This is a genomic window from Cryobacterium sp. MLB-32, from assembly GCF_000738085.1.
GTDB lineage: Bacteria > Actinomycetota > Actinomycetes > Actinomycetales > Microbacteriaceae > Cryobacterium.
In genome coordinates this window covers 1-16,724 of the sequence record NZ_JPRS01000018.1, presented here as the reverse complement: position 1 = coordinate 16,724, position 16,724 = coordinate 1, and the positions used below count along the sequence as shown (strand labels likewise).

At 65.1% G+C, this 16,724-nt stretch carries 13 protein-coding genes; 7 read left to right on the top strand and 6 right to left on the bottom strand.

Annotated elements, in window-relative coordinates:
• Positions 1-17: 17 nt before the first annotated feature.
• From JF66_RS03810 to JF66_RS03800, 3 genes are read left to right on the top strand one after another with little or no spacing between them, the layout of a single operon-like run.
• On the top strand, positions 18-995 hold the full coding sequence (locus tag JF66_RS03810; RefSeq protein WP_035875441.1) for a magnesium transporter CorA family protein: 978 nt from the start codon (positions 18-20) through the stop codon (positions 993-995).
• Positions 996-1,011: 16 nt separating this feature from the next.
• A complete protein-coding gene (locus tag JF66_RS03805) occupies positions 1,012-2,262 on the top strand; it encodes an MFS transporter (protein ID WP_035875439.1) in 1,251 nt (416 codons plus the stop codon).
• Between the two features lie 24 nt (positions 2,263-2,286).
• Positions 2,287-4,521, top strand: coding sequence for an ATP-binding domain-containing protein (locus tag JF66_RS03800; RefSeq protein WP_035875437.1), 2,235 nt, complete (start codon positions 2,287-2,289; stop codon positions 4,519-4,521).
• On the opposite strand, the gene JF66_RS03795 is transcribed toward JF66_RS03800, so the two are convergent.
• From JF66_RS03795 to JF66_RS03785, 3 genes are read right to left on the bottom strand one after another with little or no spacing between them, the layout of a single operon-like run.
• Positions 4,518-5,432 carry an MIP/aquaporin family protein gene (locus JF66_RS03795; protein WP_081882125.1) on the bottom strand — a complete coding sequence of 305 codons (915 nt, stop codon included), beginning with the start codon at positions 5,430-5,432 and terminating at the stop codon, positions 4,518-4,520. The genes JF66_RS03800 and JF66_RS03795 overlap by 4 nt on opposite strands.
• Before the next feature lie 34 nt (positions 5,433-5,466).
• Positions 5,467-7,824, bottom strand: coding sequence for an arylsulfatase (locus tag JF66_RS03790; RefSeq protein WP_035875436.1), 2,358 nt, complete (start codon positions 7,822-7,824; stop codon positions 5,467-5,469).
• Positions 7,825-7,854: 30 nt separating this feature from the next.
• Complete coding sequence (locus JF66_RS03785) at positions 7,855-8,835, bottom strand: formylglycine-generating enzyme family protein (RefSeq protein ID WP_081882124.1); 981 nt, start codon at positions 8,833-8,835, stop codon at positions 7,855-7,857.
• Positions 8,836-9,377: 542 nt separating this feature from the next.
• On the opposite strand from JF66_RS03785, the gene JF66_RS03780 reads away from it, so the two are divergent.
• From JF66_RS03780 to JF66_RS03770, 3 genes are all read left to right on the top strand, one after another.
• Positions 9,378-10,757: a DMT family transporter gene (locus tag JF66_RS03780; protein ID WP_035875434.1), complete on the top strand. Its 1,380-nt coding sequence runs from the start codon at positions 9,378-9,380 to the stop codon at positions 10,755-10,757.
• Between the two features lie 67 nt (positions 10,758-10,824).
• Positions 10,825-11,742, top strand: a complete 918-nt coding sequence (locus JF66_RS03775) for an NADP-dependent oxidoreductase (protein ID WP_035875433.1) — start codon at positions 10,825-10,827, stop codon at positions 11,740-11,742.
• Positions 11,743-11,796: 54 nt separating this feature from the next.
• Positions 11,797-12,645, top strand: a complete 849-nt coding sequence (locus JF66_RS03770) for an aldo/keto reductase (RefSeq protein WP_035875432.1) — start codon at positions 11,797-11,799, stop codon at positions 12,643-12,645.
• Between the two features lie 119 nt (positions 12,646-12,764).
• Here JF66_RS03770 and JF66_RS03765 read toward each other — a convergent pair whose 3' ends face one another.
• Together JF66_RS03765 and JF66_RS03760 are read right to left on the bottom strand one after the other, a co-directional pair.
• Positions 12,765-13,943: an MFS transporter gene (locus JF66_RS03765; RefSeq protein WP_231556283.1), complete on the bottom strand. Its 1,179-nt coding sequence runs from the start codon at positions 13,941-13,943 to the stop codon at positions 12,765-12,767.
• A 20-nt stretch (positions 13,944-13,963) separates the two neighbouring features.
• Positions 13,964-14,296 carry a hypothetical protein gene (locus JF66_RS03760; protein WP_035875430.1) on the bottom strand — a complete coding sequence of 111 codons (333 nt, stop codon included), beginning with the start codon at positions 14,294-14,296 and terminating at the stop codon, positions 13,964-13,966.
• A gap of 105 nt (positions 14,297-14,401) precedes the next feature.
• Here JF66_RS03760 and JF66_RS03755 point away from each other — a divergent pair, with 105 nt between their 5' ends.
• Positions 14,402-15,091 carry a biliverdin-producing heme oxygenase gene (locus JF66_RS03755; protein WP_035875428.1) on the top strand — a complete coding sequence of 230 codons (690 nt, stop codon included), beginning with the start codon at positions 14,402-14,404 and terminating at the stop codon, positions 15,089-15,091.
• Positions 15,092-15,115: 24 nt separating this feature from the next.
• Here JF66_RS03755 and JF66_RS03750 read toward each other — a convergent pair whose 3' ends face one another.
• Positions 15,116-16,516, bottom strand: coding sequence for an ATP-grasp domain-containing protein (locus JF66_RS03750; RefSeq protein ID WP_035875425.1), 1,401 nt, complete (start codon positions 16,514-16,516; stop codon positions 15,116-15,118).
• Between the last annotated feature and the right edge of the window lie 208 nt (positions 16,517-16,724).

Here is a 16,724-nt window from a genome sequence, read left to right as displayed (position 1 = left end):
AGCTGATTTACTCAATCGTGCTCAACTTCACAACGCGTTGCTATCGCGACGGTACCCTGATCGACGAAGGATTCGACCTAGCGGAGGTGTCTGAGCATCTGGCAGCCCCGGACACGGTCATCTGGGTCGACCTGTGCCAGCCGGATCGTGCGGACCTCGCCCGTCTGGCCGAGGAACTGGGACTCCATGAGCTGGCGGTCGAAGACGCACTCACCCTGCGCCAACGGCCCAAACTGGACCGATATCCCGACCACCTCTTTCTGTCGGCCTATTCGGTCGGCTTCGACCCCGGAACCGCGCTTGTCACCACGAAGGAGATTGCGGCGTTCATCACCGACCGGGCGTTGGTCACGGTGCACAAGGACGAGAACTTCGATCTGGCTGCGATCGTGGCACGATGGGATTCTTCCCCGGATCTGGCCAAAAACGGCGTGGCCTTCCTCCTGCACGGCCTTCTCGATGTGCTGGTCGACGGTTACTTCGAGGCTGTCGAGGCACTCGACCAAGAAATTGAAGAACTCGAAGACCTTCTGTTCCTCCCCAGATCCAACCAGACCGAGGTTCAGCAACGCTCTTTCACACTGCGCAAGAGTTTGGTCGTGTTGCGGCGCGTCATACTCCCGATGCGCGAGGTCGTGAACACGCTGCTCCGCCGCGACCTGCACATGCAGATGGACGAAATGGGCCCGTACTTTCAGGACGTCTATGACCACGTGCTCCGCGTCATGGAGTGGACGGACAGCCTGCGTGACCTGGCGACAAGCATCCTTGAGGCAAACCTGGCAATCCAGGGTAATCGGCTGAACGTCATCACGAAAAAGGTCACCGGCTATGCGGCCATCATCGCCGTACCCACGGCGATCACCGGCTTCTACGGTCAGAACGTGCCCTACCCGGGGTTTGCCCAGATCGACGGCTTCTATGCCTCCACCGCCGTGATCATCGGCCTGTCCGCACTGCTGTTCGCTCTGTTCAAACGCAACGACTGGATCTGACCTGACGGGAGGCTCCATGACCGCACCGGACGCCGGGGGACCACGCCCGGAGACCCCGCCGTGGTCGGCCTGGCGAGTCGTGATGGGGTTCGGGGTCGTCAGCCTCGTTGTGGACCTGTCCTCGAACGGCGCACAGTCCATCTTCGGCCCTCTGCTCGGCCAGCTGGGTGCATCTGCCTTCGTCGTCGGTGTGATTGTCGGCCTCGGCGAGGGGATTGCACTGGCGTTCAGGCTCGTCTCCGGACCGATTTCCGATCGAACGGGACGGTACTGGGGTTTCACTCTGGCGGGCTACCTGCTTACGGCGGTGTGCGTGCCCCTGCTGGCCGTGACGCCACTCGTCGGCTCGGCGGGACTCGTACTAGCCAGTGCGCTCATTCTGCTGGAACGCACGGGCAAGGCCGTGCGAAGCCCGGCGAAGACGGTCTTGCTCGCCAACGCGGCCGGCGCGGTAGGACGAGGCCGGGGATTTGCCGTGCACAAGTCACTCGATCAGGTGGGCTCCCTGCTGGGGCCGCTGATCGTGGCGGGCGTCATCGCCGCCACCGGGTTGCTCTCGCCTGCATTTGCGCTCATGGTCGTCCCGGGGGCGCTGGCTATGGGGCTCTTGCTGTGGATCCGGGCGCGGGTCCCCGACATGAGTATCTACGAGAGAGCCGACGACCGCGCCGCGGAACCAGAGCCGGTGCCCGGTACCGTTCGGAGGTTGCCGACCACGTTCTACCTGCTCGCGACGTCCGTGAGCCTGTCCACGGCGGGCCTCGTGAGCTTCGGCGTGATCTCCTTCCACCTGATAGACGCAGGACTCCTGAACGTCGCCGCCGTGCCTCTGGTCTACGCGGCGGCCATGGGCGCGGCGGCCCTCGCCGCCCTGATCAGCGGATACGCCTACGACAAGTGGGGAGCGCGCGTGCTTTTCGCCCTTCCCGCCCTCATCTGCTGCGTGCCGGGCCTGGCGCTCTCGGTGCAGTTGAGTGCGGTTGTTGTCGGAACCGTGATCGCGGGCATGGCGTCCGGTATCCAGGAATCCACCGTCAAGGCCCTGGTGGCCGACCTGATTCCCTCGGTGCGACGGGGCACCGCCTACGGGATCTTCGCGGCCTTCGAGGGGGGAGCGGCGCTCTGCGGCGGCATCCTCGCCGGAGCGCTCTACAACCGGGTGGGTCTGCTCATGGCCGTGGTTGCCGTGTTGCAGGTTCTCGCGGCCACGATGCTGTTCATCACGATTCGACTGCGGGAGAGACTCTCGGCACCGCGTCTAAACTAGTACTTTCGGTTTAGGGGAGTTTGAGTGGTCGACCAGGAACTTGTGCGTGAACAGGACTACGTCGCGATTCTCTATGCACGACTTGATGCCCTGCAGCGTGAAGCCGAGGAACAACTGACGGCCATTCGGCGACTCGACGTGGGCGGCAACCATCAGGCGCGCTCCGAGCGAGACAACTTCGCGCGGCTCTATGAGGACCGCATCGTTCAGCTCCGGGAGGTCGACGACCGCCTGGCGTTCGGACGTCTCGAGACGGCACCGGACGAAACGACCGGCGAACCCGTTTATCGGTACATCGGCAGGGTCGGCTTGCGGGATGCCGATCTTCACCCGCTCCTGCTCGACTGGCGTGTACCGCAGGCTAGTCCCTTCTATCAGGCTACCGCCGCGACCCCTCTCGGGGCCCGGTCCCGACGCCACCTTCTGTCGCAGGGGCGCAGCGTCGTGCGCATTGAAGACGAGATTCTCGACGCTTCCCTGCTTGAGAATGCCGATGCCACCCTGCATCAGGGCGAGGGGGCGCTGTTGACGGCGCTCACCGCCCAACGAACCGGTCACATGAACGACATCGTGTCGACGATCCAGGCCGAGCAGGACCGCATCATCCGCTCCGACCTGCCGGGAGTTCTCGTCGTGCAGGGTGGCCCGGGTACCGGGAAAACCGCGGTCGCGCTCCATCGCGCGGCATATCTTCTGTACACGCACCGCGACAGATTGCGCGATTCCGGCGTGTTGATCGTGGGACCGTCGCGGTCGTTTCTGCAGTACATCGAGAACGTGCTGCCGTCGCTCGGCGAGACCGGTGTCGTTCTGACCTCCGTCGGCCAGCTCTTTCCGGGGGTGGAAGCGACGATCGAGGATGCTCCTGCAGTGGCAGCGCTCAAAGGCCAGACGATCATGGCCGACCTGATCGCCCGGGCGGTGCGCTCGCGCCAGAAGGCTCCCGCCCACCCCCAGCGGCTGGTGGTGAACGGCGACGCAATCACCCTGCGTCCGCAGCTCGTCGCCGATGCCATTTCGCGCGCGCAAGGCAACGGAAAGCCGCACAACGAGGCGCGCGTCGCCTTCGCTAAGGCGGCTCTTGGCGCGCTCGCCCGCGACTGGCTGACCCAGCTGAAGGCCCAGGGGCGGTCGATGGATGACACCGACCTGCCGATGCTGCGGGAGGACCTGCGTTTGGCCGATGATGTGCGCGTGGCGCTCAACACCGCATGGCTTCCTTTGACGCCCGAGAAACTCGTCAAGGATCTGTACGCTCGCCCGGAGTGGCTCGCCCAGATCACCCCGGAATGGACCCCGCAGCAACGCGCCCTCCTGCATCGGTCTCGCGGTGCGGATTTCACGATCGCCGATATTCCCCTTCTCGACGAAGCAGCGGAACTTCTCGGCGAGTACAACGTCGTCGATGAGGCGAAAAGGCGCGCCGTCAAGGAGCAGCGTAAGCGGGACATCGAGAATGCCGAAGCCGCCATCTCGAATATGGAGGTCAAGGGGCTGGTCAACGCGAAGGCGCTGGCGGAGAGCTTCGCGGAATTGGGGGAACGGGCCACGACGGCGGAACGCGCCGGTCGTGATCGCACCTGGACCTACGGGCATGTCGTCGTCGACGAGGCCCAGGAGCTGTCGCCCATGCAGTGGCGATTGCTGCTGCGGCGCGGACCCCGCCGATCCTTCACCATTGTCGGTGACATCGCGCAGGCCGCCTCCGCGGCGGCGGCCGCAAGCTGGAAGGACGCCCTCCAGCCGGTGCTGGGCTCGTCCCTCGAGGCGGGCCGCTGGCGCCTCGAAGAACTCACCGTGAACTATCGCACACCGAGCCAGATTGCGGCGGTCGCCGAACGGGTCGCGGTGGCACACGACCTCCCGATCACTGCATCGCGAACGGTGCGAGAGAGTGAGTGGCCGGTGGAAACCGTGCGGGACGTGAGCGACGCCGTCCGCCGAGACCGTTCGCTCCCTCATGAGGGAACACTGGCGGTCATCGTGGTCGCGGCCCAGATCACGGCCGTGGAGGAAAAGCTGAACTCGGAGTTCGGCAGCCTTGTCGGGCGCGGGGAAGTAGGCCTCACTCGGGAAATCACCCTGCTCACGCCGCACGATGCGAAGGGCCTGGAGTTCGACGCCGTGATCGTCGTCGACCCCGCGGCCATTCTCGCGGCTTCCGAGCGGGGAGCCGGCGCACTGTATGTCGCCATGACACGGGCCACCCAGCGCCTGTACCTCGTGTCAGACGGGCCGTTGCCGGCGGGCTTCGCCTAGTCCGTATCCGAGTCTGACCGGCTGGGTGCCGGCTTGACGGACGGCATGCTGTCGGATGCTCCCTTTTCGGCCGGCACGGAGTCCGTTCGTACATCGTCCAGTCGCCCCTGGGCGGCGAGGATTCCCCCTCGATCGCCGCCTGGACCGCGAAGGATCCAGGCGATGCCAACGGCTATCAGTGCGCCCGCAAGGGGACCCACGACGTACGCCCAGTAACCGCTGAAGTCCTGCAGCACCAGAGCAGGGCCGAAAGAGCGGGCGGGGTTCATCGACGCCCCGCTGATCGGGCTCGACCAGAGCCCCGCGAGGATGATGTAGCTGCCCACGCCGAGGGCCCCGAACACTCCCACGTTCTGGGCCCCGGAAGCCGTGCCCAGAATGGTGCTGACGAGCCCCACCGTGAGGAGCAGTTCCATGAGCATTGCTTGCGTGTCGCTGATACCGGTGCCCGGAGTCGTGGCACCGAGATCGCCGATCTTGCCGAGCAACGCCCACAGAGTCAGGCAGGCCAGTGTCGACCCGAGCAGCTGGGCGATGATGTAGCCGGGCACCCGTCGCCACGGGAAATCACCCCGTGCGGCGAACGCGATGCTCACAGCCGGGTTGAGGTGAGCGCCGGACACCGCCCCCATGAACAGGATGATCGCCATGACCATCAGCCCCGGGGCGGTGACCGCCGCCGCGCGCTCGATCGCGCCGTTGGACTGCGCGTTCACCACGGCGCCGCCCGCGCCCACGAGAACGAGGAAGAATGTGCCCAGCAACTCCGAGAAGAGTCGCCGCCATTCGTGCCGGGGATCATCGAACTCATATGACCGCCCGAATTCCAGGGCGGCCATCGCGGATGCCCGTCGCCGGGCCTGATCGACCGCGCCGATGTTCTCCGGCTCGTCCTTCTGATGAGCGGCCATGTCAGTCCCCGTTCCTCGTTGGTGTGGTGTGAAATCACTCACGCATGAGCATTGCCTGCGCCTCGCGTTCGAGGTCGACGTACGGCTCGCCGCTAACGTCCACCGCGACGCGGTGGATCGTGCCTCCGGTGAAGGCCCACGGCGAGCCCCCCGCGTACTGACCGGTCACGGGCTCACCGCCGTCGCGGCCGACGCAGAGTCCCTCGCCGGCGATGGAGAACTTGCCGGGTTGCGTCTTGATTCGCCCCTCGCCCACCTTCCGGTCGCCGTAATAGAGCGAGAGGATGCCGGTGGACACGTGAGGCGGATCTTCCCCGTCCTTGGTGAACGACGCGGACAGGATGATCTTGTCTCCCGTCGGCAGGTCTTCCGAGGCATCGATGGTCTGTTGGAACAGGCCGACGAAGTTGTAGACGTAGTGCAGGCGGTTGTCCCGGACAAACAGGGAATGTCCGCCGAACCGCGAGCCCTGAGCGAAGAGCACACCCTCGGAATCCGCTCCGGGAACGTCCACCAGGGCTCCGATCACGTAGGACCGGTTTCGGATGTTGACTGCTTGAGACTCCGGTACCTCAGACGAGTTCGGGTAGTAGACGTAGCGGTTGCGCGCGGGGGACAGCACCGGTCGGGGTGTGAGCATGATTTCGAGCGCCGAGCGGTCGTCGAGGGGGAAAGCCTCGTTCGCGCCTGCCTCGGCGAACCAGAGGTTGACCAGTTCGCGCACCTTGTCGGGATACTCGGCAGCACGGTTTGTGACCTCGGCCGGGTCGACATCAGTGTGGTACAGCTCCCACTCGTCGTCGTTGAAGTGGCTCCAGCCACTGATCGTCGGGTGGTTGGTGATCGCCTTCCACCCATCGTGCCAAATGGCGCGAGAACCGAGCATGGAGAAGAACTGGGTGCGCCGCGTGGTCGGCGCGGCTTTGTCATCGAAGCTGTACCGCATGCTAACGCCGTCGAATCTGCTCTGCACGTGACCTTTGATCCGTGAGGGCGGAACGACACCGAGCACATCGAGCACGGTCGGCACAATGTCGACCGCGTGGTGGTACTGCGTGCGCAGCTCACCTCGTGCCTCGGAACCGGCGGGCCACGAGATAATGCAGGGATCGCAGGTCCCGCCGTTGAATTCGTACCGCTTCCACATCTTGAAGGGCGTATTGAACGCCATCGCCCACCCATTCGGGTAGTGGTTGTAGGTGCGCACACCCCCGAGCTCATCGAGCCGCTCGAGGTTGTCGGCGATCTCATCGGGGATTCCGTTGGCGAACTTCATCTCGTTGACCGAGCCGTTCGGTCCGCCCTCGCCACTGGCACCGTTGTCGGACACGACGATCACCATGGTGTTCTCGCGTTCGCCGATGTCGTCGAGGTAGTCCAGGAGCCGGCCGATCTGGTCGTCTGCGTGCGAGAGGAATCCCGCGTACACCTCGGCCATCCGGCTGAAGAGTCGCTGCTCGTCCGGTGAGAGGGAGGCCCACGGGCGGGTCTCGTCCAGCAGCGGGAACGGGAGTCCGTCCGGCCCCGTCCGGGTTTCGTAGGTGCCGATCGGGTTGATCGATGGTAGTTGCGTGTTGGCGGGAACGATGCCGAGTTCTTTCTGACGTGCCAGGGTCTTCTCCCGCATGGCCTCGTAGCCGTCATCGAATTGGCCCTTGTACCGGTCTGACCACTCCCGAGGCGCATGGTGCGGGGCGTGCGCGGCGCCGGGTGCGTAGTAAAGGAAGAACGGCTTCTGCGGGGCGATGACCTTGGAATCCTTGATGAATTCAATGGCCTTATCTGTGATGTCAACCGAGAAGTGATAACCGTCCTCGGGGAGCGCGGGCTGGTCGACCGGGTGATTGTCATGCACGAGATCGGGATACCACTGGTTCGTTTCGGCGCCGAGGAAGCCGTACCAGCGCTCGAAGCCTCGGCCGGTCGGCCAGTTCCGCCGCGTTGAGGCAACGTTCATCTCGTCTTCCGGACACAGATGCCACTTGCCCACCATGTACGTGTTCCAGCCGAGTTCCCCGAGGATCTCGGAGAGCATGCCGTTTTCGGGCGGGATGGTTCCGCTGGCATTGGGAAAACCGATGGCGGCCTCGGTGATGCACGCCATGCTGTTGCGCGTGTGGTTGCGTCCGGTCAGCAGGCACGACCGGGTGGGGGAGCACAGGGCTGTCGTGTGCCACTGGGTGTAGCGCACCCCGTCCTGGGATATCCGGTCGATATTGGGCGTCTGGATCGGCCCCCCGTAACTCGACATCGCGGAGTAACCCACGTCGTCCAAGACGATGTAGACGACATTCGGTGACCCGTCGGGCGCCTTGGGCGGTTCGAACGGGGACCAGTCCGGCTGGGAATCCCGGATGTCCACATTGATCGTGCCTTTGAACGGTACGGGCATGTCGATTCTCCTGTCGTTGGGTGCGTTCATTTACATCATTCCGACGGTTCTGAACCCGATGTTTGCTGCGGAGGAGTCGGGAGTATTCGAGGCTCGGGCCGAGTTCCGATAACGGTTGCAGTAGGAGTCATGGCAGAGAAACGAACCGCCCCGCATTGCGCGCTGCGCGCCGTCACGCGGCCCCGTGGGGTTTCGCACGGGAGACTGTGCGTAGTAGTCCTCGTCCCACCAGTCGGAGCACCACTCCCAGACGTTGCCGACGCTCTGCCAGAGGCCGTAGGGATTCGGTGAGTACTCCCGCACGGGCGCCGTGGTCAGCCATCCGTCGTCGACGGTATTGAGCGTGGGGAAGACACCCTGCCAGGTATTACAGCGAAAGCGGTCGCCCCAGTCATTGCCCCAGGGGAAGACCTTGCCCCGCAGACCACCGCGAGACGCACATTCCCACTCGGCCTCGGTGGGCAGACGACGTCCTGCCCAGACGCAGTAGGCCGCCGCGTCGCTCCAGCTCACATGGACCGCCGGATGCTCGCCGCGGCCGTCGAGAGTTGAGAGCGGTCCGCCGGGGTGCTGCCAATCAGCACCGCGTACGCCGAGCCACCAGGGAATCTGAGGTGGCTGGCCGAGGACGTCTTCCGGATCGGCCGCCAGCGCCAGATGAAACACTGCCGAGTATCCGAAGGTCTCTGCCTCGGTCCGATAGCCGCTTTCGGCGACGAAGCGTGCGAAGGCTGAGTTGGTCACGGTGGTCGCGTCGATCTGGAAGGCGTCAACCCAGACCTCGTGCGCGGGCCCCTCCCCGTCGCCGGGGTTTCCGGCGTCGGTCGAATCGCCCATGAGAAAATACTGGGCAGGGACGGCGGCCTGCTCGATGGCGTGCCGCTCGGCACCTCTCGATGGCGGGGTGACGACGGCACTCTCCGTGCGGAGCCCGCCGTCGCGCAGGAGACTCGGCGAGCAGCAGGACGCCTTCGCCTCCGCGCTGTTCCCATGATCGCCTGTCGTTGTCACCCCGTCATATCACTCCGCACCTCACGATCTGTCAACCACCCGCAGCTGCCCAATCCGCAACGCGCTCTATCCTTACCGCTGCGCGGCGACGTAGCATTGAAGTACCAAGAGCAATAGGTGGTGCCTGATGATGAGCGTTGTCGTCGCCGCGCTGTGTAACGATTGCGGATTTCGAACCGTGCATCCGACGCGGTCGCGAGCTGTCGCCTCGCTTGAAGCGCACGAGAACGAAACGGGTCATCGGGAACAGCTCTATTCGACTCCCGGAGATGGGTGGATCCGCTTCCGCAGACTCGACTTGACTCGCGCCACGGTTCAGCGTTCGGAGTAACAGTCCGAACCGAGCGTGCTGTTTCCGCCCGTCCGCCGGTTCATTCTCGCAGTCGTCCTGCGCTACGTTTAAAGCCACACAGATAGGCATCAGCGAGGTGCGTCAACGTTGGTTCGGTGCGACCGGCGCTCTGTAGAGAGTGGGCCGCGACGTGAAGAATTGGTGGCGTAGGCCGGACGTTCTCATGGTGCTGGCCAGCGCCCCGGCCTAAGTGGCCACCCGGGAAGCACTCACGGTCTTGGCTCCCCAGGACCTCACGACCCTCAGATACCTCGGGGGCGCACTCATTCTCGGCCTCTATCTCCTGGCAACCAAGCAGGGGCTGAGTCTCAAGCGCCGCGATATGCCGCGGATGCTGGCGGTCGGCGCCTGCGGGTACGCCGGATACGGTTTGCTGATCGGCCTCGGCCAGACGACGGTACCGGCCGGAACGACGAGTCTGTTGCTGAATATCTCACCGGTTTTCGCTTTCATTCTCGGGTATTTCGTGCTGGTCGAGCGAACCACGGCACTCGGCTATCTGGGGATGCTCGTCGCCGTTCTCGGTGTCGTGACGATCACCCTGGGTGACACGAACGCGACCGGCTTCAATGGCAATGCACTGCTCATCGTCGGGGCCGCGCTGCTGCTCTCCATCTTCCTGATCGTGCAGCAGCCGCTCTTCGCGCGGGTGCCTCCCGTGGAGATTGTGTTCTGGGGCTGTGCCGTCGGTGGTCTCGCGACGCTTCCCCTGGCAACGTTCCAGACCACGTCGGCGAATATCTCCGCCTCCTTCTGGGTGGCCATTGTGGTTCTCGTCGTGCTGAGTACCGTTCTTGGTTACTCCTTCTGGAACGTGACGTTGGCTCGGACGAGTGTCGCCGAGGGCGGTTCGCTGCTGCTCGTCGTGCCCATTATTTCGGTCCTCCTCGGCTGGCTGGTTCTGGGCGAGGTTCCGACGGTGGCGGCAATCATCGGCGGCAGTGCGGCCCTCGTGGGTGTCGTCATGCTGTCCCGAGCCACCTCGCGACGCGAGCAGGCCGGGCCTGGCCTGCTCACCGGAGCGATCCCGGTGATCGGGGTCCTGACGGGCGCGATTCCGCTCATCGGTCTGCCGCTCGTGCGTGAAGATCGTGCCGACCTGACCGTGACCGCCGATGACATCGACGATCTGCACGAGATCGCCACCGAGGCGGCGCAGGCCGTCGGATCCCAACTGGTCACTGTCTCCCTGTGGCGCCCGGATAGCGCCGACCTCGTGCGGGTGTATTCCAGCCGCCCCCACGTGTATCAGGTCGGCGGCATTTCGACGGATCTCGGTGGCGACTGGCTGCAACAGTGTGTGCTCGACCAGCGTTCTTACCTCGCCGACGGTGGCGGGGGAATCCACGCGGATGCCTTCGAGCACTCCGACGGTCTCGATTCTCTGGAACTGGCGGCGGCCGTGAACGCCGTGGTCGCCGACGAGGGCGAATTCCTCGGCTGCATCAACTTTCTCGATGCCGAGGGTGCCTATTCCGAGGCGAGCCTGGCCGTCGCGGACCAGTTCGCGCCACGCCTCATTCCGGTGCTGCGTCACCTCCGGATGGAGCAGCCCGAGCCCGTGGTGTGAGGCTGGTAGTGCCCTCCGAGCATGCGCAGACCGGAATACTCGGTGGTCCGACGTGGTTTCTACCCCCATGCGAGCAATTACGTACAGCAAATATGGCAGCCCCGATGTTCTTGAGCTAACCGAGCAACCCGTTCCGAAGGTGGGTCCGGGAATGGTGCTGGTGCGAGTGAAGGCCGCTGCGGTCAACCCGGTGGACTGGAAGGTGATGGCGGGCTATCTGGACACGATGCTGGACAGTGATTTTCCGGTGATTCCCGGATGGGACGTTGCCGGTGTCGTGGAGGCCGTCGGTGTCGATTCCCCGCAGTTCCGGGTGGGCGATGAGGTCATCTCCAACGGCCGCAAGGACTACGTTCACGGTGGAAGCTTTGCTGAATTTATCGCCCTGCCGGAACGACTCGTGGCCAGAAAGCCGGCGTCGCTGACGTGGGAGCAGTCTGCCGGGCTTCCCCTAGCCGGGCTCACGGCTTTTCAGGTGCTCACCCGCCTGCAGGTAGCGGCCGGCGACACGGTCCTCATCCACGGTGGTGCCGGGGGCGTCGGGTCCCTCGCGATCCAGATCGCCGCCGCGCGCGGCGCCCGCGTGATCGCGACCGCCTCCGCAGCCAACCACGATTACCTTCGCGAGCTCGGCGCCGAGCCGGTCACGTACGGTGACGGCCTCACCGAGCGCGTGCGGGCTCTGGCCCCCGAGGGCGTTCAGGTGGTGGCGGACTTCGTCGGGGGTGTCCTCGACACGACCCTCGCCGTGCTGGCCGATGGCGGCCGACATGCCTCCGTTGCGGACGGCGAGGTCGAGGCCCACGGTGGCACCTGGATGTGGGTCGACCCCGCCGGGGCGGACCTGCAGAAGCTGGCCGACCTGGTCGAGGAGCATGCCTTCACCGTCGAGGTAGCGCGCAGCTTCCCGCTCGATCAGGCAGCAGACGCGTATCGGCTGAACATGCTCGGCCATACCCGGGGAAAGATCGTCGTCACGCCCTAACCCGCACACCCCAACCACCGCACCGTTTCCACCCCGATCAAGGAGTTTCACGATATGACTGACGCACCCACTCTCGATGTCCCGACCCGGAGCCTGAACGACGGCTCGGTTATTCCGCAGCTCGGTTTCGGCACCTTCCAGATCGCGCCCGAAGACACCAAGGCCGCCACCCTCGCGGCGTTGGCGGCCGGCTATCGACACATCGACACGGCCGAGATGTACGGCAACGAGAAAGAGGTGGGCGAGGCCATCGCCGAATCCGGCCTCGCGCGCTCGGACGTCTACGTCACGAGCAAGCTGAACAACGGCTTCCATGCCCGCGCGGATGCCCTCGCCGCCTTCGACCGCACGCTCGACGCCCTCGGCTTCGAGTACCTGGACCTCTTCCTGATCCACTGGCCCATGCCCGCCGTCGGCGACTACGTGGAGACCTGGAAGGCAATGGAGGAGATGCATCGCACCGGTCGGGTATCGACCATCGGCGTCTCCAACTTTCAGCAGTCGCACCTGCAGCGACTCTTCGACGAGACCGACACCGTTCCGGCCGTCAACCAGATCGAGGTGCACCCGTACCTCACCCAAGACGGCCTGCGCGCCTTCAACACCGACCACGGCATTGCGACCGAGGCGTGGTCGCCGCTGGCTAAGGGCAACGTGCTCAGCGAACCGGTCATCGCAGCCATCGCCGAGCGCGTCGGCAAATCCGCGGCGCAGGTCACGCTCCGCTGGCACATCCAGCGCGGGGACATTGTCTTCCCGAAGTCGGTCACCCGCAGCCGAGTTGATGAGAACTTCGCGCTGTTCGACTTCGAACTGACGGATGCCGACCTCCTCGCCATTGCGGGCCTGAACCGCGATGAGCGGACCGGTCCCAACCCCGACGAGTTCAACTACATCCCATAGCCCCGCTCGTCGTCGCTAGTCCGCCGCATCCACCGTCAGTGTGGGTGCGGCGGAGCTGTGCGTGGGCCGTAGGAGAAGGATCGTCAGGAGCCCGGCGAGCGCCACGAGTCCCGCCACCATCATGCTGTTCCCGCCCATCCCCTGGCGCCGAAGAACACGCCCCCGAGCCAGCCGAACAGGCTCGAGCCCGCGTAATACGACAGATTGTAGAGCGATCCGGCCTGGGCCTTGCCCACCGTCGCCTCTGTCCCGGTCCAGCCGGACGCCACCGCGTGGGCGGCAAAGAAACCGGCCGTCGACAACAACACCCCCACCAGGACGAACGCCAGCACGTCGGTGAGTGTGAGAAGCACGCCGCCGACCATCAGCGACACGGAGGTGAGCAGCACGGGAAAGCGCCCGAGCTTCGCGGCGAGCACTCCGGCCTGCGCCGAGGACCAGGTGCCGGCGAGGTAGGCGAGGAAGACGAGGCTGATCAGAGCCTGCGGAAGGTTGAACGGATCGGCGGCAAGCCGGAATCCGAGATAGTTGTACAGGGCCACGAACGCGCCCATCAGCAGAAAACCCTGAGCGTACAGGGCCAGCATGCGTGAGGAGCGCAGGTTGGCCTTCAGCAGGGTGATGAGTCCGGGATCGATCCCCGACCGCCGTGAACCGCGTGGCACGAAGCCCTGGGGCCGGGGGATGAGGGCGATGAACAGTGCAGCCGCGATGGCGCAGAGCACGGCGACGGTGAACACGCCCACGCGCCAGTTCGACAGCTCGGCGACCGGGCCGGCGACCAACCGACCGAGCAGGCCGCCGATGGAGGTTCCCGCCACGTAGGTGCCCGCGGCGCGTGCCGCATGACGAGGTTCGATCTCCTCGCTGAGGTAGGCGATGGCGATTGCCGGCACGCCGCCGAGCATGAGCCCCTCGCAGAATCGTCCGGTCAGCAGCAGCGAGAAAGTCGGGGCGAACGGAACGAGAAGGCCGAACACGGTGGCGGCGAGCACGGCGAAAGACATCGCGCGCACTCGTCCCACCCGGTCGGCGACGACCGACCAGGGAATGACACCCACGGCAAGACCGATGGTCGACGCGGAAACAAGCAAAGACGCATCCGCCGCCGAGACATCGAGGTCGCCGGCCACATGGGAGAGCACAGCCTGAGGCGAGTACAACTGCGCGAACGTGGCGATGCCCGCAAAAAAGAGACCGGCGAGCAAGCGCCGGTAGTCGGCACTTCCATGCTCGTGTCCATTCCATTGGAGAAATGGGTCGGTCGCACCGGACCGTGCGCGTGTCGGTTCTGTCACCACCTCCCCACCGTACGTGGTTAGTGTGCGGTGTTCTGCGCGCTGCTCAGCTTGACCTGAGCGGCGACCTCGGCATCGGAACGGGCATCGAAGACGCCCCACATGACGTGCGTCGGTCCGCTTCCATCGCTGCGCGGAGCGGGCGCGCGCATCGCCCAGCCGCAGGAAAGCGCCACCGTCCCCAGCTCGACGAGCGAGGAAGCGATGCGCTTCTTCACAATCTTGCCCGCCATGACGTTGCCGTTATCGGCGACGCGCCAGCCACGGTGATGCGCAAGAGTGTGACCCACTTCTTCCTCGCTGAGCCACCATCGGAACGACCGGGCGGGGGCGTCGAGATCCTTGATCGTCATAATGTCACTGTATCCGTGCCAGCTCGGCGATCGCTGGGCGAACCAACGCGAACGCCCTCCTGAATTGCCAGCCAATTTTCAGGATCGGCGCTCAGAGTTGGGGCTGTGTGGAGTCGGCACAGCGAAGACCGCTGGATCGAGTTCATCCTTCAACGCCTGAACGAGGTGACCGCCATGCTGCCCAGTTACGCCTTGGGACGGTCGCCCGAGCGCGGAACGGACCTTCCCGGCAGGCTGCGAGAGGAGACGATGGACCTCCACCGCACCCTGGAGCTGAGGATGGGGCTGCCGAGCAGCGTTCATAATCGCGGGGACTATGCCGGACTGCTGACCCGCCTGCTCGCCGTGCATTCAGCCATCGAGACGCGGCTCGATGCGCCGGCGTGGCGAGGACGGTGGCGGAGCGTCGGGCTTGAACTCATCGACCATGAGCGGGCCTACCTCCTGCGTGAGGACACTCGCAATCTCGGCATGATTCCGGGACCCCGTGCCGTGCCCGCCCCGGAGTTGACCACCTTCGAGGAGGCGCTGGGGTGCCTCTATGTCGTCGAGGCGTGCGCCGTGGACAGTCGGGCGTTGGCTCCGGCTATCCAGACGGTTCTCGGCCGGGTCCCCACATCGTTCCTCGACGGAGAGACACGCGGGCATCCGCGGCCCTGGGAAGCGACCCTGCTGGCTCTGCGTCGATTAGAAGAGGACGACGGCGATTGCGACGAGGTAATTCTGGGCGCGCGCATCGGGTTCCGTATGTTCATCGATCACGTGGCCCGCTCCGCCTGGACAACGGCGACCTGAACCGCCGGGCCGACATCAGCTCGGTCACGAATGCCCCAGCCGTTCGATCTGACGGAGGAAGACCTGCTGCGCTGTGCCGGACGTAGTGTCATTCACGAAGACGAATCGGCACGGGCCGAAGGGATTCAGACCCTGGGGAAGTGCGAGTACGCCATAGTCGGTCTGAAGGCGGTCGATGAGCGCTCGCAGTCGACCATCGTGGAGGCACTGCGTCGGCACGGGAACAGATGTGTGCACGTCGATCTGAGTTATTCGAAAACCGCCGCCGCGGTGGCTCGCGATGTGGGCCTCGACGTGACGGAGATGCGCGATCGGCGCGCAGGCCGTGAGCCGCGGATTGACCTCGATCACCCGGCCCCCGATGAGGTCAAGGCAGACCAGCCCAGAGAGGGGATGCTGGCCGCCGTGCGCGAGTCGTTGGTAGACGGCACGCGCTGCATCCACTTGGTCGGACTCAATGTCAGGCGTCCATCGTGCCCCGACGCACCGGCCAGCGGCATCCATCACCTGCCGGTGTGCTTCCAGAATATGCGCCGTGCCGTCGCCGGGGAGGTACGCAGAAACCCCGTGCGGTGTGCCCGCGAGAAACTCCTGCACCTGAAATCGGTGCGGCAATCGACCAGAGTTGGCCAGTACCCTCAGATGATCCTCGATCTCGCTCATGCTGGATCCGTGCTGTGCGTCGAAAAACACCCCGATTCCGGCGGCACCGCCGGCGGGCTTGAACACATAGCGGTTGTGCTCGGGAACGTCGCGCAGGCGCCCAGCCAGCCACTCCGCCTCGGTCAGTGCATATGTGTGAGCGGCTGGCACCCCGCTGCGCTCTAACAGCGTCATGGCGTGGTTCTTGTCCATCAGAAGCGACGTGAGGCGCGCCTGTCGGAGCAGCCGGGCGTCCCGGACACCGAGAGCGTCAGCGGTCTGTTCGTCGAGAACGAACGCGAGAAGTGAGCCGTTTCCGGATCGGTACTCGGCCGCAGCGGCCTCCGCGAGTGTGCCTACCTGCCAGCTCATGGTGGGCGGCAGTCGTGTCGTGGCCACGGAGGCGTGATCGGCCGCGAGAACAACCCGGCTGTCGCACGTGGCAAGTCGAATGCCCGTGAGCGAGGCCCAGATCTCCGCGTTCGCGGCCAGGCACCGCGACAGGTGATCGACCGCTCGGCGGGTGTCCCGCGGCATCCGGACGATGAAGGTGTCGTCCGGACTCGTATACAGATGCCCCTGGATACCGCTGTCGATCCCGCCGGGATCCGTGCGCCAGTATGTGCGCAGGAGCGACGTGTCGCTGAATACGGCGCACGTCGACAGTGCAATGATGCGGGCACCGGGTGCCCCGCCCGCCAGAGGTCCATCGCCGACAAGCGTGCCCAGATGCCTCGTGTCGGAAGCCGTTCTGGTACCGCCCTGGAACCCGGTTCGAGCCATGGTTCATCGTAACGGGTCACGTCCCGCTGAGTGGTGGAGTTTCTCGACACCGTGCAGGTCAGTTGTTTTAGTTTAGGCGGCAGCGAGTTCGGGGAGGATCACCGCCTCGTCGATGACCTCGACGGGGTTGTTCATTGTGGTCAGCTCGAGCATCGAAGCTTCGGAGAAGTAGCGGCGTTCGCCGGCTTCCCATTCGTCATGTTGCTCG

Coding starts and splice junctions, on each gene's coding strand:
- JF66_RS03750 (WP_035875425.1), bottom strand. CDS start 16,516: ATGGCTCGAACCGGGTTCCAGGGCGGTACCAGAACGGCTTCCGACACG.
- JF66_RS03770 (WP_035875432.1), top strand. CDS start 11,797: ATGACTGACGCACCCACTCTCGATGTCCCGACCCGGAGCCTGAACGAC.
- JF66_RS03790 (WP_035875436.1), bottom strand. CDS start 7,824: ATGCCCGTACCGTTCAAAGGCACGATCAATGTGGACATCCGGGATTCC.
- JF66_RS03795 (WP_081882125.1), bottom strand. CDS start 5,432: ATGGCCGCTCATCAGAAGGACGAGCCGGAGAACATCGGCGCGGTCGAT.
- JF66_RS03805 (WP_035875439.1), top strand. CDS start 1,012: ATGACCGCACCGGACGCCGGGGGACCACGCCCGGAGACCCCGCCGTGG.
- JF66_RS03775 (WP_035875433.1), top strand. CDS start 10,825: ATGCGAGCAATTACGTACAGCAAATATGGCAGCCCCGATGTTCTTGAG.
- JF66_RS03760 (WP_035875430.1), bottom strand. CDS start 14,296: ATGACGATCAAGGATCTCGACGCCCCCGCCCGGTCGTTCCGATGGTGG.